Source organism: Candidatus Effluviviaceae Genus V sp., from assembly GCA_014728125.1.
Classification (GTDB): domain Bacteria; phylum Joyebacterota; class Joyebacteria; order Joyebacterales; family Joyebacteraceae; genus WJMD01.
Window position 1 is genome coordinate 29,878 of record WJMD01000014.1, and the last position, 16,625, is coordinate 46,502.

Annotated in this window: 15 protein-coding genes; 14 read left to right on the forward strand and 1 reads right to left on the reverse strand. The window is 66.9% G+C overall.

Annotated elements, in window-relative coordinates:
• Positions 1-4: 4 nt before the first annotated feature.
• Entirely contained in the window at positions 5-2,377 is a 2,373-nt protein-coding gene (locus GF405_00810; protein ID MBD3366696.1) for a DEAD/DEAH box helicase, read from the forward strand.
• On the opposite strand, the gene GF405_00815 is transcribed toward GF405_00810, so the two are convergent.
• Complete coding sequence (locus GF405_00815; GenBank protein MBD3366697.1) at positions 2,316-3,800, reverse strand: DUF4070 domain-containing protein; 1,485 nt, start codon at positions 3,798-3,800, stop codon at positions 2,316-2,318. The genes GF405_00810 and GF405_00815 overlap by 62 nt on opposite strands.
• Before the next feature lie 212 nt (positions 3,801-4,012).
• Here GF405_00815 and GF405_00820 point away from each other — a divergent pair, with 212 nt between their 5' ends.
• The 13 genes from GF405_00820 to GF405_00880 all read left to right on the forward strand — a co-directional run bounded on the left by GF405_00820 (position 4,013) and on the right by GF405_00880 (position 16,623).
• Positions 4,013-4,792 carry an MBL fold metallo-hydrolase gene (locus GF405_00820; protein MBD3366698.1) on the forward strand — a complete coding sequence of 260 codons (780 nt, stop codon included), beginning with the start codon at positions 4,013-4,015 and terminating at the stop codon, positions 4,790-4,792.
• A gap of 48 nt (positions 4,793-4,840) precedes the next feature.
• Positions 4,841-5,902: a dipeptide epimerase gene (locus tag GF405_00825; GenBank protein MBD3366699.1), complete on the forward strand. Its 1,062-nt coding sequence runs from the start codon at positions 4,841-4,843 to the stop codon at positions 5,900-5,902.
• Positions 5,889-6,695: a hypothetical protein gene (locus GF405_00830; GenBank protein MBD3366700.1), complete on the forward strand. Its 807-nt coding sequence runs from the start codon at positions 5,889-5,891 to the stop codon at positions 6,693-6,695. Before GF405_00825 ends, GF405_00830 begins: the two co-directional genes overlap by 14 nt.
• 179 nt (positions 6,696-6,874) lie before the next feature.
• On the forward strand, positions 6,875-8,536 hold the full coding sequence (locus GF405_00835) for a 2-oxoacid:acceptor oxidoreductase subunit alpha (GenBank protein MBD3366701.1): 1,662 nt from the start codon (positions 6,875-6,877) through the stop codon (positions 8,534-8,536).
• Positions 8,537-8,568: 32 nt separating this feature from the next.
• The gene (locus tag GF405_00840; GenBank protein ID MBD3366702.1) at positions 8,569-9,423 is read left to right on the forward strand and encodes a 2-oxoacid:ferredoxin oxidoreductase subunit beta; all 855 of its coding nucleotides are present in this window, start codon (positions 8,569-8,571) and stop codon (positions 9,421-9,423) included.
• The gene (locus tag GF405_00845; protein MBD3366703.1) at positions 9,420-9,989 is read left to right on the forward strand and encodes a nitroreductase; all 570 of its coding nucleotides are present in this window, start codon (positions 9,420-9,422) and stop codon (positions 9,987-9,989) included. Before GF405_00840 ends, GF405_00845 begins: the two co-directional genes overlap by 4 nt.
• An 85-nt stretch (positions 9,990-10,074) precedes the next feature.
• Positions 10,075-10,926 (forward strand): hypothetical protein, encoded by an 852-nt coding sequence (locus tag GF405_00850; protein ID MBD3366704.1) that lies wholly within the window; start codon positions 10,075-10,077, stop codon positions 10,924-10,926.
• 152 nt (positions 10,927-11,078) lie between these two features.
• A complete protein-coding gene (locus tag GF405_00855) occupies positions 11,079-12,575 on the forward strand; it encodes a sodium/solute symporter (GenBank protein MBD3366705.1) in 1,497 nt (498 codons plus the stop codon).
• Entirely contained in the window at positions 12,572-13,096 is a 525-nt protein-coding gene (locus GF405_00860) for a hypothetical protein (protein MBD3366706.1), read from the forward strand. The genes GF405_00855 and GF405_00860 overlap by 4 nt, the downstream gene beginning before the upstream one ends.
• Positions 13,096-13,974: a histidinol-phosphatase HisJ family protein gene (locus GF405_00865; protein ID MBD3366707.1), complete on the forward strand. Its 879-nt coding sequence runs from the start codon at positions 13,096-13,098 to the stop codon at positions 13,972-13,974. Before GF405_00860 ends, GF405_00865 begins: the two co-directional genes overlap by 1 nt.
• Positions 13,975-14,091: 117 nt before the next feature.
• Positions 14,092-15,504, forward strand: coding sequence for a hypothetical protein (locus GF405_00870; GenBank protein ID MBD3366708.1), 1,413 nt, complete (start codon positions 14,092-14,094; stop codon positions 15,502-15,504).
• A gap of 5 nt (positions 15,505-15,509) precedes the next feature.
• The gene (locus tag GF405_00875; protein MBD3366709.1) at positions 15,510-16,193 is read left to right on the forward strand and encodes a Tol-Pal system subunit TolQ; all 684 of its coding nucleotides are present in this window, start codon (positions 15,510-15,512) and stop codon (positions 16,191-16,193) included.
• A gap of 19 nt (positions 16,194-16,212) precedes the next feature.
• Positions 16,213-16,623 carry a protein TolR gene (locus tag GF405_00880; GenBank protein ID MBD3366710.1) on the forward strand — a complete coding sequence of 137 codons (411 nt, stop codon included), beginning with the start codon at positions 16,213-16,215 and terminating at the stop codon, positions 16,621-16,623.
• The last annotated feature ends 2 nt before the right edge of the window (positions 16,624-16,625 follow it).

Here is a 16,625-nt window from a genome sequence, read left to right on the forward strand (position 1 = left end):
GCGTGTGGAGATAGCCCGGTTCCTCGAGTCCCTCCGGCATCACAGGTACTACCGCGGGCAGATCGCTCACATCGAGGCCGTGCCGGCCCGCGAGGCGCGGTACGGTGAGCTTGGACGGCCGCTGCCCGGGCCGCTCGCCTCCGCCCTGTCGGCCGCCGGCATCGAGCGGCTCTACTCGCACCAGGTCGAGTCGATCGACGCGGTGCGGCGGGGGGAGAACGTCGTCGTCGTGACGGGCACAGCGTCCGGGAAGACGCTCTGCTACAACGTCCCGGTCATCGAGACGCTTCTCGAGGAGCCCTCCTCGAAGGCGCTCTACCTCTTTCCCACGAAGGCCCTCGCGCAGGACCAGCAGCGGGGGCTTCTCCGGCTGCGCGAACTCGACGCACGCATCGGAGGAGCAGTGCGGTCGGGGACCTACGACGGCGACACCACGCGGCACACGCGACGGAAGCTCCGCGACGAGGGGAACATCATCCTCTCGAACCCCGACATGCTGCACGCGGCCATCCTCCCGTACCACGCCAAGTGGAACCGGTTCTTCAAGGACCTGAAGTACGTCGTGGTCGACGAGATCCACACGTACCGCGGCATCTTCGGCTCGAACGTCGCCAACGTCCTCAGGAGGCTCCGGCGCGTCTGTGAACACTACGGCTCGCAGCCTCAGTTCATCGCCTCGAGCGCCACGATCGCCAACCCCGGCGAGCTGGCCGAGGGTCTGACGGGCCTTCCGTTCAGGACGGTCGACACGGACGGGAGTCCCAGGGGGCGGAAGTACTTCGTGCTCTGGAATCCGCCCTTCCTCGATGAGGCCGAGATGGAGCGCAGAAGCTCGAACGTCGAGGGGCACTGGCTCATGGCCGAGCTCATCGCGGCCGGGTTCCAGACGATCGCCTTCGGCCGGGCGCGCGTGGTCGCCGAGCTCATCTACCGGTACGCCAAAGACACCCTGGCCCGGACCAAGCCCGAGTATGCCCGGAAGATCCGCCCGTACCGGGGAGGCTATCTCCCCGAGGAGCGGCGCGAGATCGAGCGGCAGCTCTTCAGTGGAGAGCTGATGGGCGTGGCGAGCACCAACGCGCTCGAGCTCGGCATCGATGTCGGGAGCTTGGACGCCGCCATCATCGTCGGCTTCCCGGGCACGATCGCGAGTTCGTGGCAGCAGGCGGGCAGGGCCGGGCGAACCTCCGACGAGTCGCTGGCCGTCCTCGTCGGCTACAACGACCCGATCGACCAGTACCTCATGCGCCACGGCGAGTACTTCTTCAGCCAGTCGCCGGAGAGCGCCGTCATCGACCCGGAGAACCGCTACATCCTGGCCAAGCACCTGCGGTGCGCAGCCTTCGAGCTGCCGGTGACCGGTCGTGACGCCGAGCTCTTCGGCGACCTGACGGAGCCGATCCTCGCGCTCCTGGAGGAGTTCCATGAGGTCCGCGAGCTCGACGGACGCCACTACTGGGCATCGACCGAGTATCCGGCGCGCCAGGTGAGCCTCCGGACCATCTCGGACGACACGTACACCATCGTCGACGTCGGCGACGAGAACCGGACGGTCGGCGTCGTCGACGGCGTGTCGGCGCTCGAACTCGTCTACCCCGAGGCCATCTACCTGCATGAGGGGGAGACCTACTTCGTGCGCGATCTCGACCTGGAGCAGAAGATTGCGTACGTCGAGAAGAAGGAGGTCGACTACTACACGCAGCCGATCCTCGAGTCATCCATCCGCGTCGAAGGGGAACGGGAGCACACCGCACGATCGGACGGAAGGCTGGTCTTCGGGGACGCGACCGTCACGTGGATGACGGCCGCCTTCAAGAAGATCCAGTTCTACAAGATGGACTCGATCGGCTGGTCGAACCTCGACCTGCCTCCGTTCCATCTGGAGACCCACGCGCTCTGGTTCATTCCCTCGAAGGAGATGATGGCGTCGGTGCGCGAGCGGGGCAGGAACCCGGTCGAGGGGCTTGTCGGCATACGGAACATGGCGATCAGCGTGCTGCCGCTCTTCGCCATGTGCGACCGACGGGACATCGGGGGGATCGTCGAAAGCTCCAACACCGGGGCTCCGACGATGTTCCTCTACGACCGCTACGAGGGCGGTCTCGGGTTCGTCGAGCAGGGCTACCGCCGCTTCGACGAACTCCTTACGGGGTGTCTCGATCTCGTCGAGGAGTGTCCGTGCGAGGACGGCTGTCCGTCGTGCGTCGGGCTCCCGGTGCTCAGACCCCCGGTGCAGCAGGACCCCGACTCGCAGGGAGGCTGGCCGATCCCCGATAAGGAGTCGGCGCGCCTTCTGCTTCGGTCCATCCTTGGGGTTACTGCTCGGGAAGCCCCTCGGCCAGGACCTGGAAGTGATGCCCGGCGATCGCCAGCGTGATCGCGATCGGGTAGGCGCGCGGGCGTCTGAACAGCGTCCACCACAGCAGTCCATGGTAACGCCAGCCGTCGCGCCGGGCGAAACCCAGCTTGATGAGCGCGTTGAAGTAGGCCCGGATGTGCCAGCCCCGGAGCCTCGGAGGGCGGCGCCGAGGCGGTCGGTAGTTTCTCATGAACGTGCGGATCCTCGCGTAGTACTGGTCGGCGGAGTAGATCCTGCGCAGCAGACGGCGGTATCCGCTCCGGAGCGTGGAGGGGTCCATTCGGGTGACGACGTTCGTCAGGCCGTTGACATTGTCGCCGCTCATCTCGCCGGCAATGCGTCCCTCGTCCCTGAGCCTCTCGAACAGCTTCGTGCCTGCAGGCGCCTGGAGCACGCCGACCATCGCCGTTGTGATGCCGCTCTGCTGGATGAAGTCGCTCATCCGTTCGAAGACGGTCGGCTCGTCGTGGTCGAACCCGACGATGAACCCGCCCGTGACCATGAGCCCGGAGCGCTGGATACGGTGAATGTCCTCGAGGAGGTCGCGATTCTGGTTCTGCCGCTTATTGCACTCGGAGAGGCTGGCCTCGTCGACCGTCTCGATGCCGATGAAGACCGAGTCGAATCCCGCCTTGACCATCATCGCCATCAGCTCGGGGTCGTCGGCGATCTCGATGCCGATCTGTGTGCCGAACGTGAGGGGGTCCTTCCCCTTGCGCCACTCGATGAGCGCGGGGAGGAGTTCCTCCTTCAGGATGCGGGGACGTCCGGCCAGGTTGTCGTCGACGAAGTTGATCGAGCCGCGCCACCCGGAGTCGTAGATGGCGTCGAGCTCCGCCATTACCTGCTGCGGGGTCTTCGTGCGCCACCGATGTCCGAAGAGCTGGGTGACGCTGCAGAAGTCGCAGTTGTGCGGGCAGCCTCGGGAGTACTGGATCGATCGGTTCGTGTACGCCCGGTCGTCCACGATGTCCCACCTCGGAACCGGGGACTCCGTGATGTCGGGAAACTCATCCGACGTGTAGAGGTGCTTCGCCTCGCCGTTGGCCAGGTCTTCGAGGAAACGGGGGAGGGTGATCTCACCCTCGTTGAGAACGAGGTGGTCGACGTCGTCGAACATCTCGGGCTCGGTCGTGAAGAGGGGACCGCCCGCGATGGTCATGACGCCCTTGGGCTTCACGCGGTCGATGATCCGCCTGGCCGCGTCGCGCTGGATAACCATGCCGCTCAGGAGCACGGCGTCGGCCCAGTCGATGTCGGCGTCCGTCAGGTCCTCGATGTTGAGATCGACCAGCCTGAGCGACCAGTCATCGGGCAGCATGGCCGCGACAGTCGCCAGACCGAGCGGCGGCGCGGTCGCCTTCTTCCCGGCCAACGCGAGCGCGTGCTTCATGCTCCAGAAGGTGTCCGGGAACTCTGGGAAGACGAGTAGAGCGTTCATAGGGACTCCCATATCGTGTCTGGTTCATCCGGAGTCCGCGGGGCCTTCACGGTCGTGCCGGCTGAGGAAGCCGCGGGAGGTCGTCCGAATCCGGTACAGCGCAGAGCGGTCAGGTGCGACCCGCGCCGCGCATCGTGTCCGAGGTTGCTTCACGCTCCACCATCAGATTAGCGGGCTTCATCCCGGCTGTCAAACTCTTTCGTGTACGAATAATGTCGCTCGCCCTCGGGCCGCTCCTGCGCTATAGTGGTTGTGCATGGTACCGTACGGCCCCTCGCAGCGACCACATCAAGCCCGCAGGGAGGCATCAGGTGGGGTGGACGCCACACAAGCTCGGAACGGACCTCACAGCAGAAAGCGCGTGTCTCGGGTTCGCCGAGGCCAACTGCTACATCGTCGGTGAGCCCGGGGGGGAGGCCGTCGTCGTCGATCCGGGGTCGTCCGAGCCCCGGGACGTCGAAGCGATCGCCTGGAGGATCAGGGAACTCGGCCTGACGGTCCGGGAGATCGTCAACACACACGGGCATCCCGATCACATGGCCGGGAACGACCTCCTCAAGCGGCGGCTCAACGCGACGGTAGCCGTTCACACGCTGGACGCCATGAAGCTGACCGACCCCGTGAAGAACGCGTCGACGCTCTTCGGTATGGAGATCTACGTCGACCCGCCCGACCGGCTTCTCGAGGACGGGGACGTCGTTCGCTTCGGCCGGCACGAGCTGGCGGTGCTTCACACGCCGGGCCACAGCGCCGGCGGGATCGCGCTTCTGGGAGACGGATTCGTTCTGACGGGCGACACGCTCTTCGCGGGGTCGATAGGGCGTTCCGATCTTCCGTGTTCGAGCGACGAGGGCTCGATCGCCTACGAGGTCCTCATGAAGTCGATCAGGGAGAGGCTCATGTCGCTTCCGGACGAGACCGTCGTGCTTCCGGGTCACGGTCCGGCGACGACCATCGGCGACGAGCGCCGCACGAACCCCTTCGTGCGGTGATGTACTGACACCGCCCCGAATCGGGGCGCTTCTCCACGGGGGAGTCCCTTGAAGCTGACCCACCACGTTCTGGAGGTCGTGCCGAGACACGTCTTCAGGACCGCGCGGAACACGAGCGCATCCAGCGAGATCGTCGTCGTCGAGCTTGCGTCGGGAGACCTGACGGGACTCGGCGAGGCCGCTCCCTCGCGCTTCTACGGTGAGGATGCGGGCACCGTCATCGACTGGCTGGAGCACATGCGTCCGGCGGTCGAGGACTGTCTGCACGAATCGGAGCTGATGGCCCTCCTGACGTCGCACGGCGGCACCGACCATCCGTCCGCCCGCGCCTCGCTGGAGATCGCGGCACACGACATGCTGGGCAGGCGTCTCGGCGTTCCACTCTACGAGTACTTCGAGCTCGATCCCGCGCGGACGCCGACCACGACCGTCAGTATCGGCCTCGACGAGCCGGACGAAATGGTCCGGAAGGCCCTCGAGGTCGCGGGGTTCCCACTCCTCAAGATCAAGCTCTCGTCCACGACCGGCACGGAGGTCGTACGGCGCATCCGCGAGGAGACCGGCGCGGACGTCACCGTCGACGCGAACTGCGGTTGGTCGCGCGAGGAGGCCGTCGAGCGCGCCGCGGAGCTCTCCGAGATCGGCGTGCTCTTCATAGAACAGCCGGTGGCGGCCGACGACGTCGAGGGGCTCGCCCATGTGCGGGAGCGCTCCGGTGTGCCTGTCTATGCCGACGAGAGCTGCCCGACGAGCGCCGAGCTGGAGAGAGTGTCGGGTGCCGTCGACGGCATCGTCATTAAGCTGATGAAGTGCGGAGGGCTCATTGAGGCCGTCCGGATGGCCCGTACCGCACGGGAACGCGGTCTGGGAACGATGATCGGATGCATGCTGGAGAGCTCGCTTGCCCTGACGGCGGCCGCCCACATCTCGCCGCTCGTCGACTACGCCGACCTCGACAGCGGGTTCCTACTCAGGGAGGATCCGTTCGTCGGCATGACGATCGACCACGGGACGATGAGATTGCCCGGAGGGCCCGGCCTGGGTGTGACGGCTCGGACGGGCGGATCGTACACGACCGGGGTCGATAGGGGTGACGATGCGGCCTCGTGACGCGTTCAAGGAGAGACTCGCCTCGCTGGCGCGTCGGGAGGGAGCCGGGAAGGACCCCCGGGAGGAGCCTCCGCGGGACCTCGACGGCCTCAGGGGCAGCAGCCTCCAGAACGGCGTACTCATCGTCGAGCGGAGCCTCGACGAACTCGCGTCGCGTGCCGAGGCGGAGGCCCTGGGGCGCCGGCTCTCGGAAGCGAGGAGCGCGGAGCGTGGACGGGACGACCTGCACGACGAGATCCGCAGGCTCGTCCGGTGCCCCGACGAGGCGATCTTCGTCGACACGGAGACGACGGGTCTGTCGGGCAACATGGTCTTTCTCCTCGGGACGATGCGGGTCTCCGGAGGGCGGGTCACGCTCCGCCAGGTGTTCGCGAGGGACTACCGCGAGGAGCCCGCGCTTCTGGAAGAGTGGCTGCGGCTTCTCGCCGGATCATCGATGATCGTGTCGTTCAACGGAAAGTCGTTTGATCTCCCGGTCCTCCGCGACCGGTTCGCCCTGCACGGGCTCGACCCACCGGAGGAACCGGTCCACGTCGATCTGCTGCATCACTCGCGCCGCCGGTGGCGGGGCGTTCTGCCGGACTGCCGGCTACAGACGCTCGAGTGGCGCGTGTGCGGCCGACGCCGGACGGGAGACATCCCGGGCGACGAGATCCCGGCCGCGTACCACCGGTTCGTCAGGACGGGGGATTCTACGGACATGCTCACGGTCTTCCATCACAACGCGCTCGATCTGGTCACGCTCGCCGACATCGCCGCCGCGCTGACGGCACCGGAGGACGGACCTGCATGACGGCGCAGGTTGGGATCAGAGGCATACGGTTGTGGATGGATGGTGGACAAGACGCCCGAGGCCCGTGGATGAACGGTGTGCCGCACGGGGAGAAGACGTGTGCCCGGTGTGGACAACAGCGGTCCCGGTGCTCTAGGGTGTGACGGACAGACAGGGCGGGGTGCACAAGGGGAGGTTCAATGGCAGGACGCGACGTGTTCACGTTTCTCGTAGGGGGTCAGGCGGGCCAGGGCGTCAAGAGCGCCGCCGGCGCGGCCTCCGAGATCATCGCAGGACTCGGGAGGGAGACCTTCCAGCTCGACGACTACCAGAGCCTGATCCGGGGCGGGCACAGCTTCTCGGTCGTCTCCTCGGCGCCCGATGCGATCTCGAGCCAGTACGGACGGGCCGATCTCGTCGTGGCGCTCGATGCCCGGAGCTACGACGAGCACAGGGGCGACCTCGCGGAGGGCGGCGTCCTCGTGAGGAACAGCGACGAGGTCGAGGAGGGTGACGGGATCGGCGTTCCGATCACCTCGGCCGCGGAGGAGTACCCCCGGCCGATGCTCCGTTCAGGCGTGGCGGCCGTCGCCGTGCTCTGTTCGGCTCTCGGCAAGGACGAGGGCGCTCTCGCCGAGACGATCGCCCGCATCTACTCGAAGGACTCGGAGAACAACGTCGCGTTCGCGAAGGCCGTCTACGGATCGGTCAACGACGATCTCAACGGACGGTTCGAGCTCGACGGCGACGGCAGCGCTCGGACGGTCCTCGCAGGCTCGCAGGCCGTCTGCCTCGGCGCCGCGGCGGCCGGTCTCGACGTCTATATCGCCTATCCGATGACTCCGGCGTCGCCCCTTCTGCACTTCCTGTCGGCGCACGACGAGGACCTCTCCGTGGTGACGGTCCATCCCGAGAGCGAGATCGCGGTCGCGAACATGGCCCTGGGTTGTGCGATGGCCGGGGCCCGCGCGATGGTCGGAACGAGCGGCGGCGGCTACGCCCTGATGGAGGAGGCGTTCTCGCTCGCCGGGATGTCGGAGAGCCCCTGCCTCTTCTTCCTCGGGCAGCGCTCGGGCCCCGCGACCGGCGTCCCGACCTACACGGAGCAGGGCGATCTGCGCTTCGCGATCCACGCCGGTCACGGGGAGTTCGCGCGCATCGTTGCGTCGCCCGGTGACGTCGCCGAGGCCTTCCGCCTCTCTGCCGAGCTTCTCGATCTTGCGTGGCGCTTCCAGAGTCCGGCGGTCCTGTTGTCCGACAAGCACCTGTCGGAGTGCACCGCGACCGCCGAGATCGTCCTCGACGACGCCGCGTGGGCCGAGCCCGTGATGCACGAGGGCGGCGACTACGTGCGCTACGCCGACACGAAGAACGGCGTCTCGCCGCTTCTTTTCCCGCCCTCGGGCGAGATGATCAAGTGGACGAGCTACGAGCACGACGAGCGGGGTGTCACGACGGAGGAAGCCGGGATGATCGCCCGGATGCACGAGAAGCGCCAGCGGAAGACCGAGGCGCTCGAGGAACACGTCCGGTCGCTTCATACGGTCAACAGGTTCGGTGAGAAGGGGCCGCTCATTTTCACGTACGGCTCGACGACGATGTCCGTTCTCGAGGCCGTGCGAGCAGGCTCGCTCGAGGCGCGGGTCGTCCAGCCGATCTACCTGGAGCCGTTCCCCTCGTGGCAGCTCGAAGAGTTCCGGGGTGAGCACGCGGTCGTCGTCGAGGCCAGCGTCGGAGGTCAGTTCGCCCGCTTCCTCGAGGAGAAGGCGGGGCTCGTGGTCGACAAGGTCATCAGGCGCTACGACGGCCGTCCGTTCGATCCCGTCGAGCTCGCGGACGAGCTCGGGAAGTCGTCTGCCTGACACCCCCGGACAGCGAAACCAAGGAGCCACATATGAGCCGGCAGTACACGACCGACGCAACGATCACGTGGTGCCCGGGGTGCGGCAACTTCGGCATCAAGACGGCGTACGGGCAGGCCGTGGACAAGCTCGCCGGGAGGGGCGTTCCGACGGAACGGCTTGTCATGACGGCGGGCATCGGACAGCACGCGAAGATGTTCGACTACGTCACGACGTCGGGGTTCTACTCCCTGCACGGACGGGCGCTCGCGACCGCCCAGGGCATCAAGATCGGCAATCCGGAGCTCAAGGTCGTCTCGTTCGTCGGGGACGGCGACTCGCTCGGCGAGGGGATCGCGCACTTCGTGTTCGCCGCGAAGCGGAACAGCGACATCACGGTCATCTGCCACAACAACGGCGTCTACGCCCTCACGACGGGACAGCGCGCACCGACGAGTCCCCGAGGCTTCAAGGGTCCGTCGACGCCGCACGGGAACGTGGAGGAACCGCTCAACCCGCTGGTCGTGGCGTTGGAGTCGGGCGCGACCTTCGTGGCGAGAGGCTACTCAGGGAAGCTCGAGCAGCTGGCCGACCTCATCGTCGAGGGCGTGCTCCATGAGGGGTTCGCCTACATCGATGTCCTGCAGCCGTGCGTCACGTTCAACAACCTGTTCGACCACTACAACGAGAACACCTACGATCTCGAGGAACCGGCCGACTCGTTCGGCGCGGCTCTCGAGGTCGCCCGCGAGACAGAGAAGCTCGCGACCGGCATCATCTACAGAAGGAAGGCGCCCTCGCACGAGGCCGCCCTTCTCGGTCAACGGGTCCCCGCCAGGGACCGCCCGACGAAGGCCGCCCGTCGTGAGCAGGTCGCAGGGCTGCTGAAGAGCATGGAGATCGCATGAGTGTCCGGGAGCGTATAGAGGAGCGGCGCGCCTACCGCTCGCTCGACCCGGTCGAGATCAGCGATGAGACGGTGCACGAGCTCGCCCGCTGCGCGGGCCTTGCCCCCTCGTGCTTCAACAAGCAGCCGTGGCGATACGTTTTCGCCCGGGGCGACGCGCTCGAACGGCTGAAGGAGTCGCTGAACGAGGGAAACGCCTGGGCGACGCGAGCCTCGATGATCGTCGCCGTGGTGAGCAGGGTCGACCTCGACTGCAGGGTCAGGGGGCGCGACTACTACCTGTTCGACACAGGGATGGCGACGGCCTTCCTCATTCTGCGCGCGACCGAGCTCGGGCTCGTGGCGCACCCGATCGCCGGATACGACGAGGAGAAGGCGAGGGCGGTCCTCTCCATCCCGGATGACATGACCGTCATAACGCTCGTGATCGTGGGGAAGCACGCCGACACGATACACGACCTTCTCTCAGAACAGCAGGCGGAGGCGGAGCCGGTCCGGCCCGAACGGATGCCCCTGGAGGCGTTCGCCTTCACGGGCGCGATGCCCGATCCGGAGAAGGACGCGTGACCGGCGGCGGAAGGGGCGCGCCGGCGCCCCCGACAGCGGGGACGGGTCGCATCGGCCCGCCCCGCGTGAACGAACAGGAGAGAGCATGAGACGAACGACCATCGTCATCGCGGCCCTCGTGGTCCTCGGGGCGACCGGTGCGCTTCAGGCGCTCCCGATCGTCGGGGCGAGCGCCAACACGCTTCCGGCGGGCGCCTTCATGATGGACACGTACTTCCTGTGGCGGGATTTCACCAGGGAGTACAACAACTCCCTCTACGGCACGGGGGACGGCGGCTGGATCGACCTGCCCGAGGAGCGCGGGCTCGCCTTCATCGACCTGACACCGAGGCTCTACTACGGAGCCACCGACTGGCTGACGATCCGGGCGTCGCTTCCTCTCGCCGACCGCTACGTAAGGAACGACCAGGTGGAGGACACGAACACCGGACTGGGCGACATCGTCGTCGACCCGAAGCTCCGGGTCTACGAGAGCGAGGACCGGGCCGTTCGTCTCTCGCTTCTGACGGGTGTCCGCTTCCCGACGGGCGATACGGACGGAACGCCGCCGCTCTCCGACGGGTCGACCGGCTATCTCGCGGGCGCTGCCCTGACCCATCCCGCCGGGTGCATGACGGTTCACTGGTGCGGAACCTACTGGCTGAACGGCGAGAAGGAGAACGGTGTCGACGGCACGGACCTCGGTATCGGGCTGCTCTCGATCGAGAACCCGGTGACGACGGACTGGACGCTGCTTCTCGAGTTCAAGGGCTACATGGGGTTCGAGGACGCTGATTTCACCCGTCTCTACGCCTGTCCGGGTGCTCAGTGGAACGGCGACCGGCTGACGCTCGGCGTCTCGACGATGATCTCCGTCGTCGGAGAGGGCTCGACGGCCGTGTCGACCGTCGACTTCGATTGGGCGCCCTACATCCGAGCGTACTACAGGTTCTTCTGAGAGGCGGGGCGGGCTGACCGCCGCCCGGGAGGAGACGATGAACGGACCGTTCGGCATGCCGTGGCTCACATTCCTGGCCCTCGTCGTCATAGGGCTGAGCATCGCGTTGTCGGTCGCGTGGGCTGCGCGAGGAGTCGACGGGGAGGGCGGCGATGAGTAACGGGCTCGTCTACGGCATCGTCATGACGCTCTACCTCGTGCTCCTTGTCGTCATGGGGCTCTGGATGGGCAGGCGGACGCGGAGCGCAGAGGATTTCTACATCGGCGGGCGGCAGGTGGGCCCATGGGTGACGGCCTTCTCGTTCGTCGCCGCGTATTTCAGCTCGGTCGTCATCGTCGGAGGGGGCGCGTTTGGATACCGCTTCGGTCTCTCGACGATGTGGGTCGGCGCGATGAACGTCCTGATCGGCTGCACTCTGGTCTGGATCATCCTCGGCCGCAGGCTCTGGCAGTTCACCAAGCGCCTCGACACGATGACGATCCCGGGGTTCATCGGCAAGCGCTACGGCGCGCGCGACGCGGAGGTCTTCTCGGCGGTCATCATCTTCGCATTCATGATCGTCTACAACGTGAGCGTCCTCGTCGGGATGGGCCGCATCATGGAAGGACTCATGGGCATCGAGTACACGACCGCCGTGCTCGTTGCCGGGCTCATCATCCTCGTGTACGTCTCGATCGGCGGATACCTGGCCGTCGTGTGGACGAGCTTCATCCAGGCCTGGATCATGATCTTCGGTCTGCTCCTGCTGTTCTTCGCGACACTCCACGCCGTGGGAGGCCTGAGCATCGCCACGGAAGGGCTGGCGGCGATCGACTCCGGCTTCGTCGAAACACCCGGGGTCTGGGGGTGGAACGGCCTCATCTCGTTCGCCCTCATCGTGAGCCTCGGGGTCTGGGGCATGCCGCAGCTCCTCGTCCGCTTCTACTCGATGAAGAACCCGCGGGTCCTCAAACTCGGCACCGTGCTGGCGACGCTCGGCGGAGCGATGGCCGTCCTTCCCTATCTCACCGGCGCGATGAGTCGCCTCCTGCTGCCCGCGCTCGAGAACCCGGACCTGGCCATTCCCCTCCTGACCGAGCAGGTTCTCCCGCCGTGGGGAGGCGCCATTTTCCTCGCGGGCGTCATGGCGGCCGGCATGTCGACCTTCGCATCGGTGCTGATCATCGTGAGTGGGGCGATCGTCGAGGACCTTCGCGTCGGGAGGAAGGTCTACGGCGGCCACGAGAAGGACGGTCCGAAGGCCGCCCGGCGCGAGGTCATGTTCGGGCGGCTCGCGAGCCTCGTGGCCGGTCTCATCGCGCTGGTGATAGCTTACCGCCCGCCCGCGCTCATCCTGGTCATCACCGCGTTCTCGTGGGCCGTCATCGCGTCGGCCTGCCTCTGGCCGGTGGTGCTCGGCGTCTACTGGAAGCGCGCGACGAGGGCCGGCGCGACGGCGTCGATGGTCGTCGGGACCACGGTCGCCCTCGGGTGGATGATCGCTGAGCGGACGTCGGGGTTCGGCTGGGGTGTGCACGGGTTCATCCCGGGTGTCGGTTCGTCGCTCGTCGTCTTCGTACTGGTGAGCCTGGCGACGAAGCCGCCCGAGCGTTCGCACGTGGCGTACGTGTGGGGTGAGAGCGAGAGGAGCGGAGGTTCGGGCGCTTGAAGAGAGACGACGCACCGGAACGTGAGCCGGAACGCGAGAGAAGCGGGTTCAGAGGACAGCCGCTCGGGCTCAAGCTGCTGCTCTTCGCGAGCCTGATCGCGATCGTCGTCGGCGTCGTGCGGTGTTCGCTCGAGCTGACGACACCGCTTCCACCGGTCGAGCGCGTCGGCGTGTCGGTCGCTTCAGACTCGTCGCTTCCGGACACTCTGAGACGCTCGATGGCCGCCCGGTTCGCACGAGAGCTCGCGGCGGCCGGGTCGCTGAACGTCGAGCTGACCGGAGCGGACGCGGCCGGGTACGACGCGCTGGCGGTGGTGCGGTCGGAGCCGCGCGATGGAGGATTGGCGGTTATCGCCGAGCTGAGCGACGTGAGAGCCCGGCGGTATCTGGGAGTGGCCGAGGCGGTCGGTCCGGAGGGCATGGTCGGCGACGTGGCGGCCCTCGCTGCGCAGCGGGCGGCTCCGATACTGGAGCTGGGGCGCCGAGTGGAGAACGAGGAAGCGGGGGAGAAGGGCGACTGATGCGCAGGCTGGGCCGCAGGGTGAGACAGCGCGGACTCTCGTGGACGCGGCCCCTCAGAAGATTGAGCGGGCGCAGCTACGGGAAGCTCGTCGACTACCACATTCATACCCACCTGTGCGGGCACGCGGTCGGCGTGCCGGTCGATTACGTCCGGTCCGCCCGCGCGCTCGGTCTCTCCGAGATCGGGTTCTCCGACCACATGCCACTCCTCAGAACGCGCGACGAGCATCTGACGATGGCCCCCGAGGATCTGCCGGTCTACGTTGATCTCGTACGCGACATCCAGACCTCGGCCCAGGAACTCACGGTGCGTCTCGGCATCGAGATGGACTACATCCCCGGGCAGATGGACGAGATCCATGCAGAGGCCGAGCCGTTCGGCTTCGATTACGTCATCGGCTCGGTCCACTCGCTGGGCGGGTGGGACCTGAGCGACAGCCGCTACCTGAGCTCCTGGAAGGGGAAGGACCCGGACGAGGTCTTCCCGAGATACTTCGAGGCCTTCGTCGAGGCCGTCGAGGAGGGCGGCTTCGACTTCATGGCGCATCCCGACCTTGTGAAGAAGCACGGCATCCTCCCGAGACGGCCGATGACGCGGTGGTACGAGCTTGCGGCGGGTGCGCTGGCCGCCAACGACGTCGCCATCGAGATCAACACCTCCGGCATCAGGAAGCGGATCGGCGAACCGTACCCGACCCTTGCCTTCCTCGCCGCCTGCGTGGAGGCCGGCGTGGCCGTCACGCTCGGATCCGACGCACACGCTCCGGGGCAGGTCGGCATGGACTTCGATGTCGCGCTCAGGCTCCTGAGAAGGGCCGGGATCACGGAGATCGCGACGTTCGACGGTCGGCGGCGCGGTTCGCGCGTCCTTCCTTGACAGGCCGCCGGACCGGGTGTAGCCTCTCCCGAACCGGCTACCGACGGTTTCTTGAAACGCGCTGCCCCGCCTGACCGGTGCTCGAACCGCACGTGACGGGCCGGTCGTCTCCCATCAATGACCAGAGCGAGTGCTATGAACGAGACTCACGATGTTCAGGCGGCGCAGCCGCTGAATCCTCTCGCGGCGTTCACGCTCGTGCTCGTCTTCCCCCGGAGGACGTTCGAGCGTCTCATGGAGCGGCCCCACTGGATCCTGCCGCTCATCTTCGTAATCCTCTCGTCCATGATGTCGTCCGTCTACGCCTTCAAGGGCGGTTTCATGGAGTCGTACCTCGAGTCGGCCGCTCTGAGGACCGGGTTCAGCCCGGTGGAGATCGAGTCGGGGTTCGTCGCCGCCGCCGTCCTCATGTCGGTGGTGGCGGTCCCGATCATCCTGTGCATCGAGGCGCTGTTCCTGAGGCTCACGGCGCTCGCCTTCGGCGGCAGGGCGAGCTTCCGACGTGTCTTCTCGGTCGTGACGCACGCGTCGGTGCCGGTCGGCATCGGCTCGGTCCTCTTCGCCGTCCTGCTGCCTCTGACGCGGTCCCCGCAGGCGGGCGCGAACCTGGCCTTCCTCGTCGACGGGACGGCGCACTCGTTCCTGTGGGGTCTGGCGCGACAGATCGACCTTTTCTCGATATGGTTCTTCATCCTGCTGGCGATCGGCGCGGAGCCGCTCTTCGACCTGCCCAGAGGGAAGGCGCGAAGGACCGTGCTCGTCTTCGCCGTGGCCTACGTCCTCTTGATGGCGTGGTGGGGCGGCGGCGGAGCCGGGACCTTCGACGACCCCTTGAGCGACTGGCAGAGCGCCGAGACGAGCGTCGGGACGCTCCACCACGACGGGCTGCCCGCGGAGACAGTGCGACAGGCGACGTCGGCGCTGGCGCGAGCGGTCGCCCTGTCCGACAGCGCGCTGGGGGCGCGCAGCACGCCGCGAATAGCCTGCTATGTCTATCCGTCAATCGAGCGGAAGCGCCTCATCACGGACAATCGCGAGGTGGCTCACGCGTCACCCTGGGCCGACGCGGTGCACGTCGCGTGGGTCGAGGGGGCGCCCGTGGCGCTGACGCGCGCGGTGACGAAGGTGGCTGGTGCGGCTCAGCCGACGAACGTGTATAATCCGTTCGTCAGAACCGGCACGGCGGTGTTCGCGTCGGGGACGTGGGGAGGCCTCTCCGTCCGCGACGCGGCCGCGGGCCTCGAGGCGCGCGGGTCGCTCCCGCGGCTCGAGCAGCTGGTCGATCCGGCGCAGTACGCGGCGGTCGACCCGACGCGGTCGGAGCCGGCCGCCGGCGCTTTCATGGCGTGGGTCGCGGAGAAGCGGGGTCTCGACGCGCTTCGAGCCCTGCTCTCGTCGTCCGAGAGGAACCCGAGCGACCTCGGCAGGGTGCTCGAGGATACCTTTGCCGACTCGCTCGGCGGGATCGAAGCGCGCTTCCGCGAGTACCTGTCGGCTGAGCCGGATACATCGAACACGGGAGAGGAGTAGCGTTCGTGGACACCGGATTCCTCACCAGCGTACAGCAGTCCGGCCTTGTCGGGCAGATCATCATCGTCGCGCTCTTCGCGGTGTCGGTCTACTCCTGGGCCGTCATCTTCTATAAGGGCGCGTCGCTCAAGCGGGCGCTCAGGCGCTCGGAGGAGTTTCTTGCGAGGTTCCGCGAGGACCCGGACGCGATGATCAGCCACTACGCGGACCGCCAGCGCTTCACCCCTTCGCCGTTCGCCTCCGTCTTCGAGGGCGGCCTCGACGAACTCGCGCTCCTCATGCGGCGCGGGAGAGCGGAAGCGGGGAGGACGCTGACGATGGCTGAGATCGACAGTGTAGAGCGCAGCCTCGAGCGCGCCATCGCCGAGGAGGTCATCGAGCTCAGACGGAATCTCATCGCGCTGGCGACCACCGCGGGCGGCGCCCCGTTCGTCGGGCTCTTCGGCACGGTGTGGGGTATCATGAAGGCCTTCGCCGCGATGTCGGTCACGGGCTCGGCGAGCATCTCGAGCGTGGCACCCGGCGTGTCGGCGGCGCTCACGACGACGGTCGCCGGCCTCGCGGTGGCGATACCCGCTCTCGTCGGTTACAACTATCTCATGAACCGTGTGCGGCATCTGACCATCCGGATGGAGAACTTCTCATCGGAGTTCCTTTCGGTCGTGGAACGGAACTTCGGATCGAGCTGATCGGGGAGCGGGTGAAGGTATGCCGAGACGGCGGAAGCGCCAGTTCGATCTAGAACTTGTGAGCGACATCAACGTGACGTCGCTGGTCGACGTCATGATGACGCTGCTCATCATCTTCATCATCGTCGCCCCGATGATCGAACAGGGCATCGACGTGACGCTTCCGAGCGCCGACCCGAAGCGGATCGACGTCAGCGAGGTGGTCTCGGTGCTCGTGACGGAGAACGAGCGCGTCTATCTCGAGGGTCAGCGCGTGACGCTCGAGGAGCTCGAGGACAGACTCTCCAGCATACACGCCGCACGACCCGAGACGCCGGTGCTCGTCAAGGCGGACACCGATCTGGTCTACGGACGCGTGATCGACGTGCTGAACGCGGTCCGGGGGGCGGGCATCACAAGGCTGGCGATGGCGACGAAGCCGAGGGAGTGACG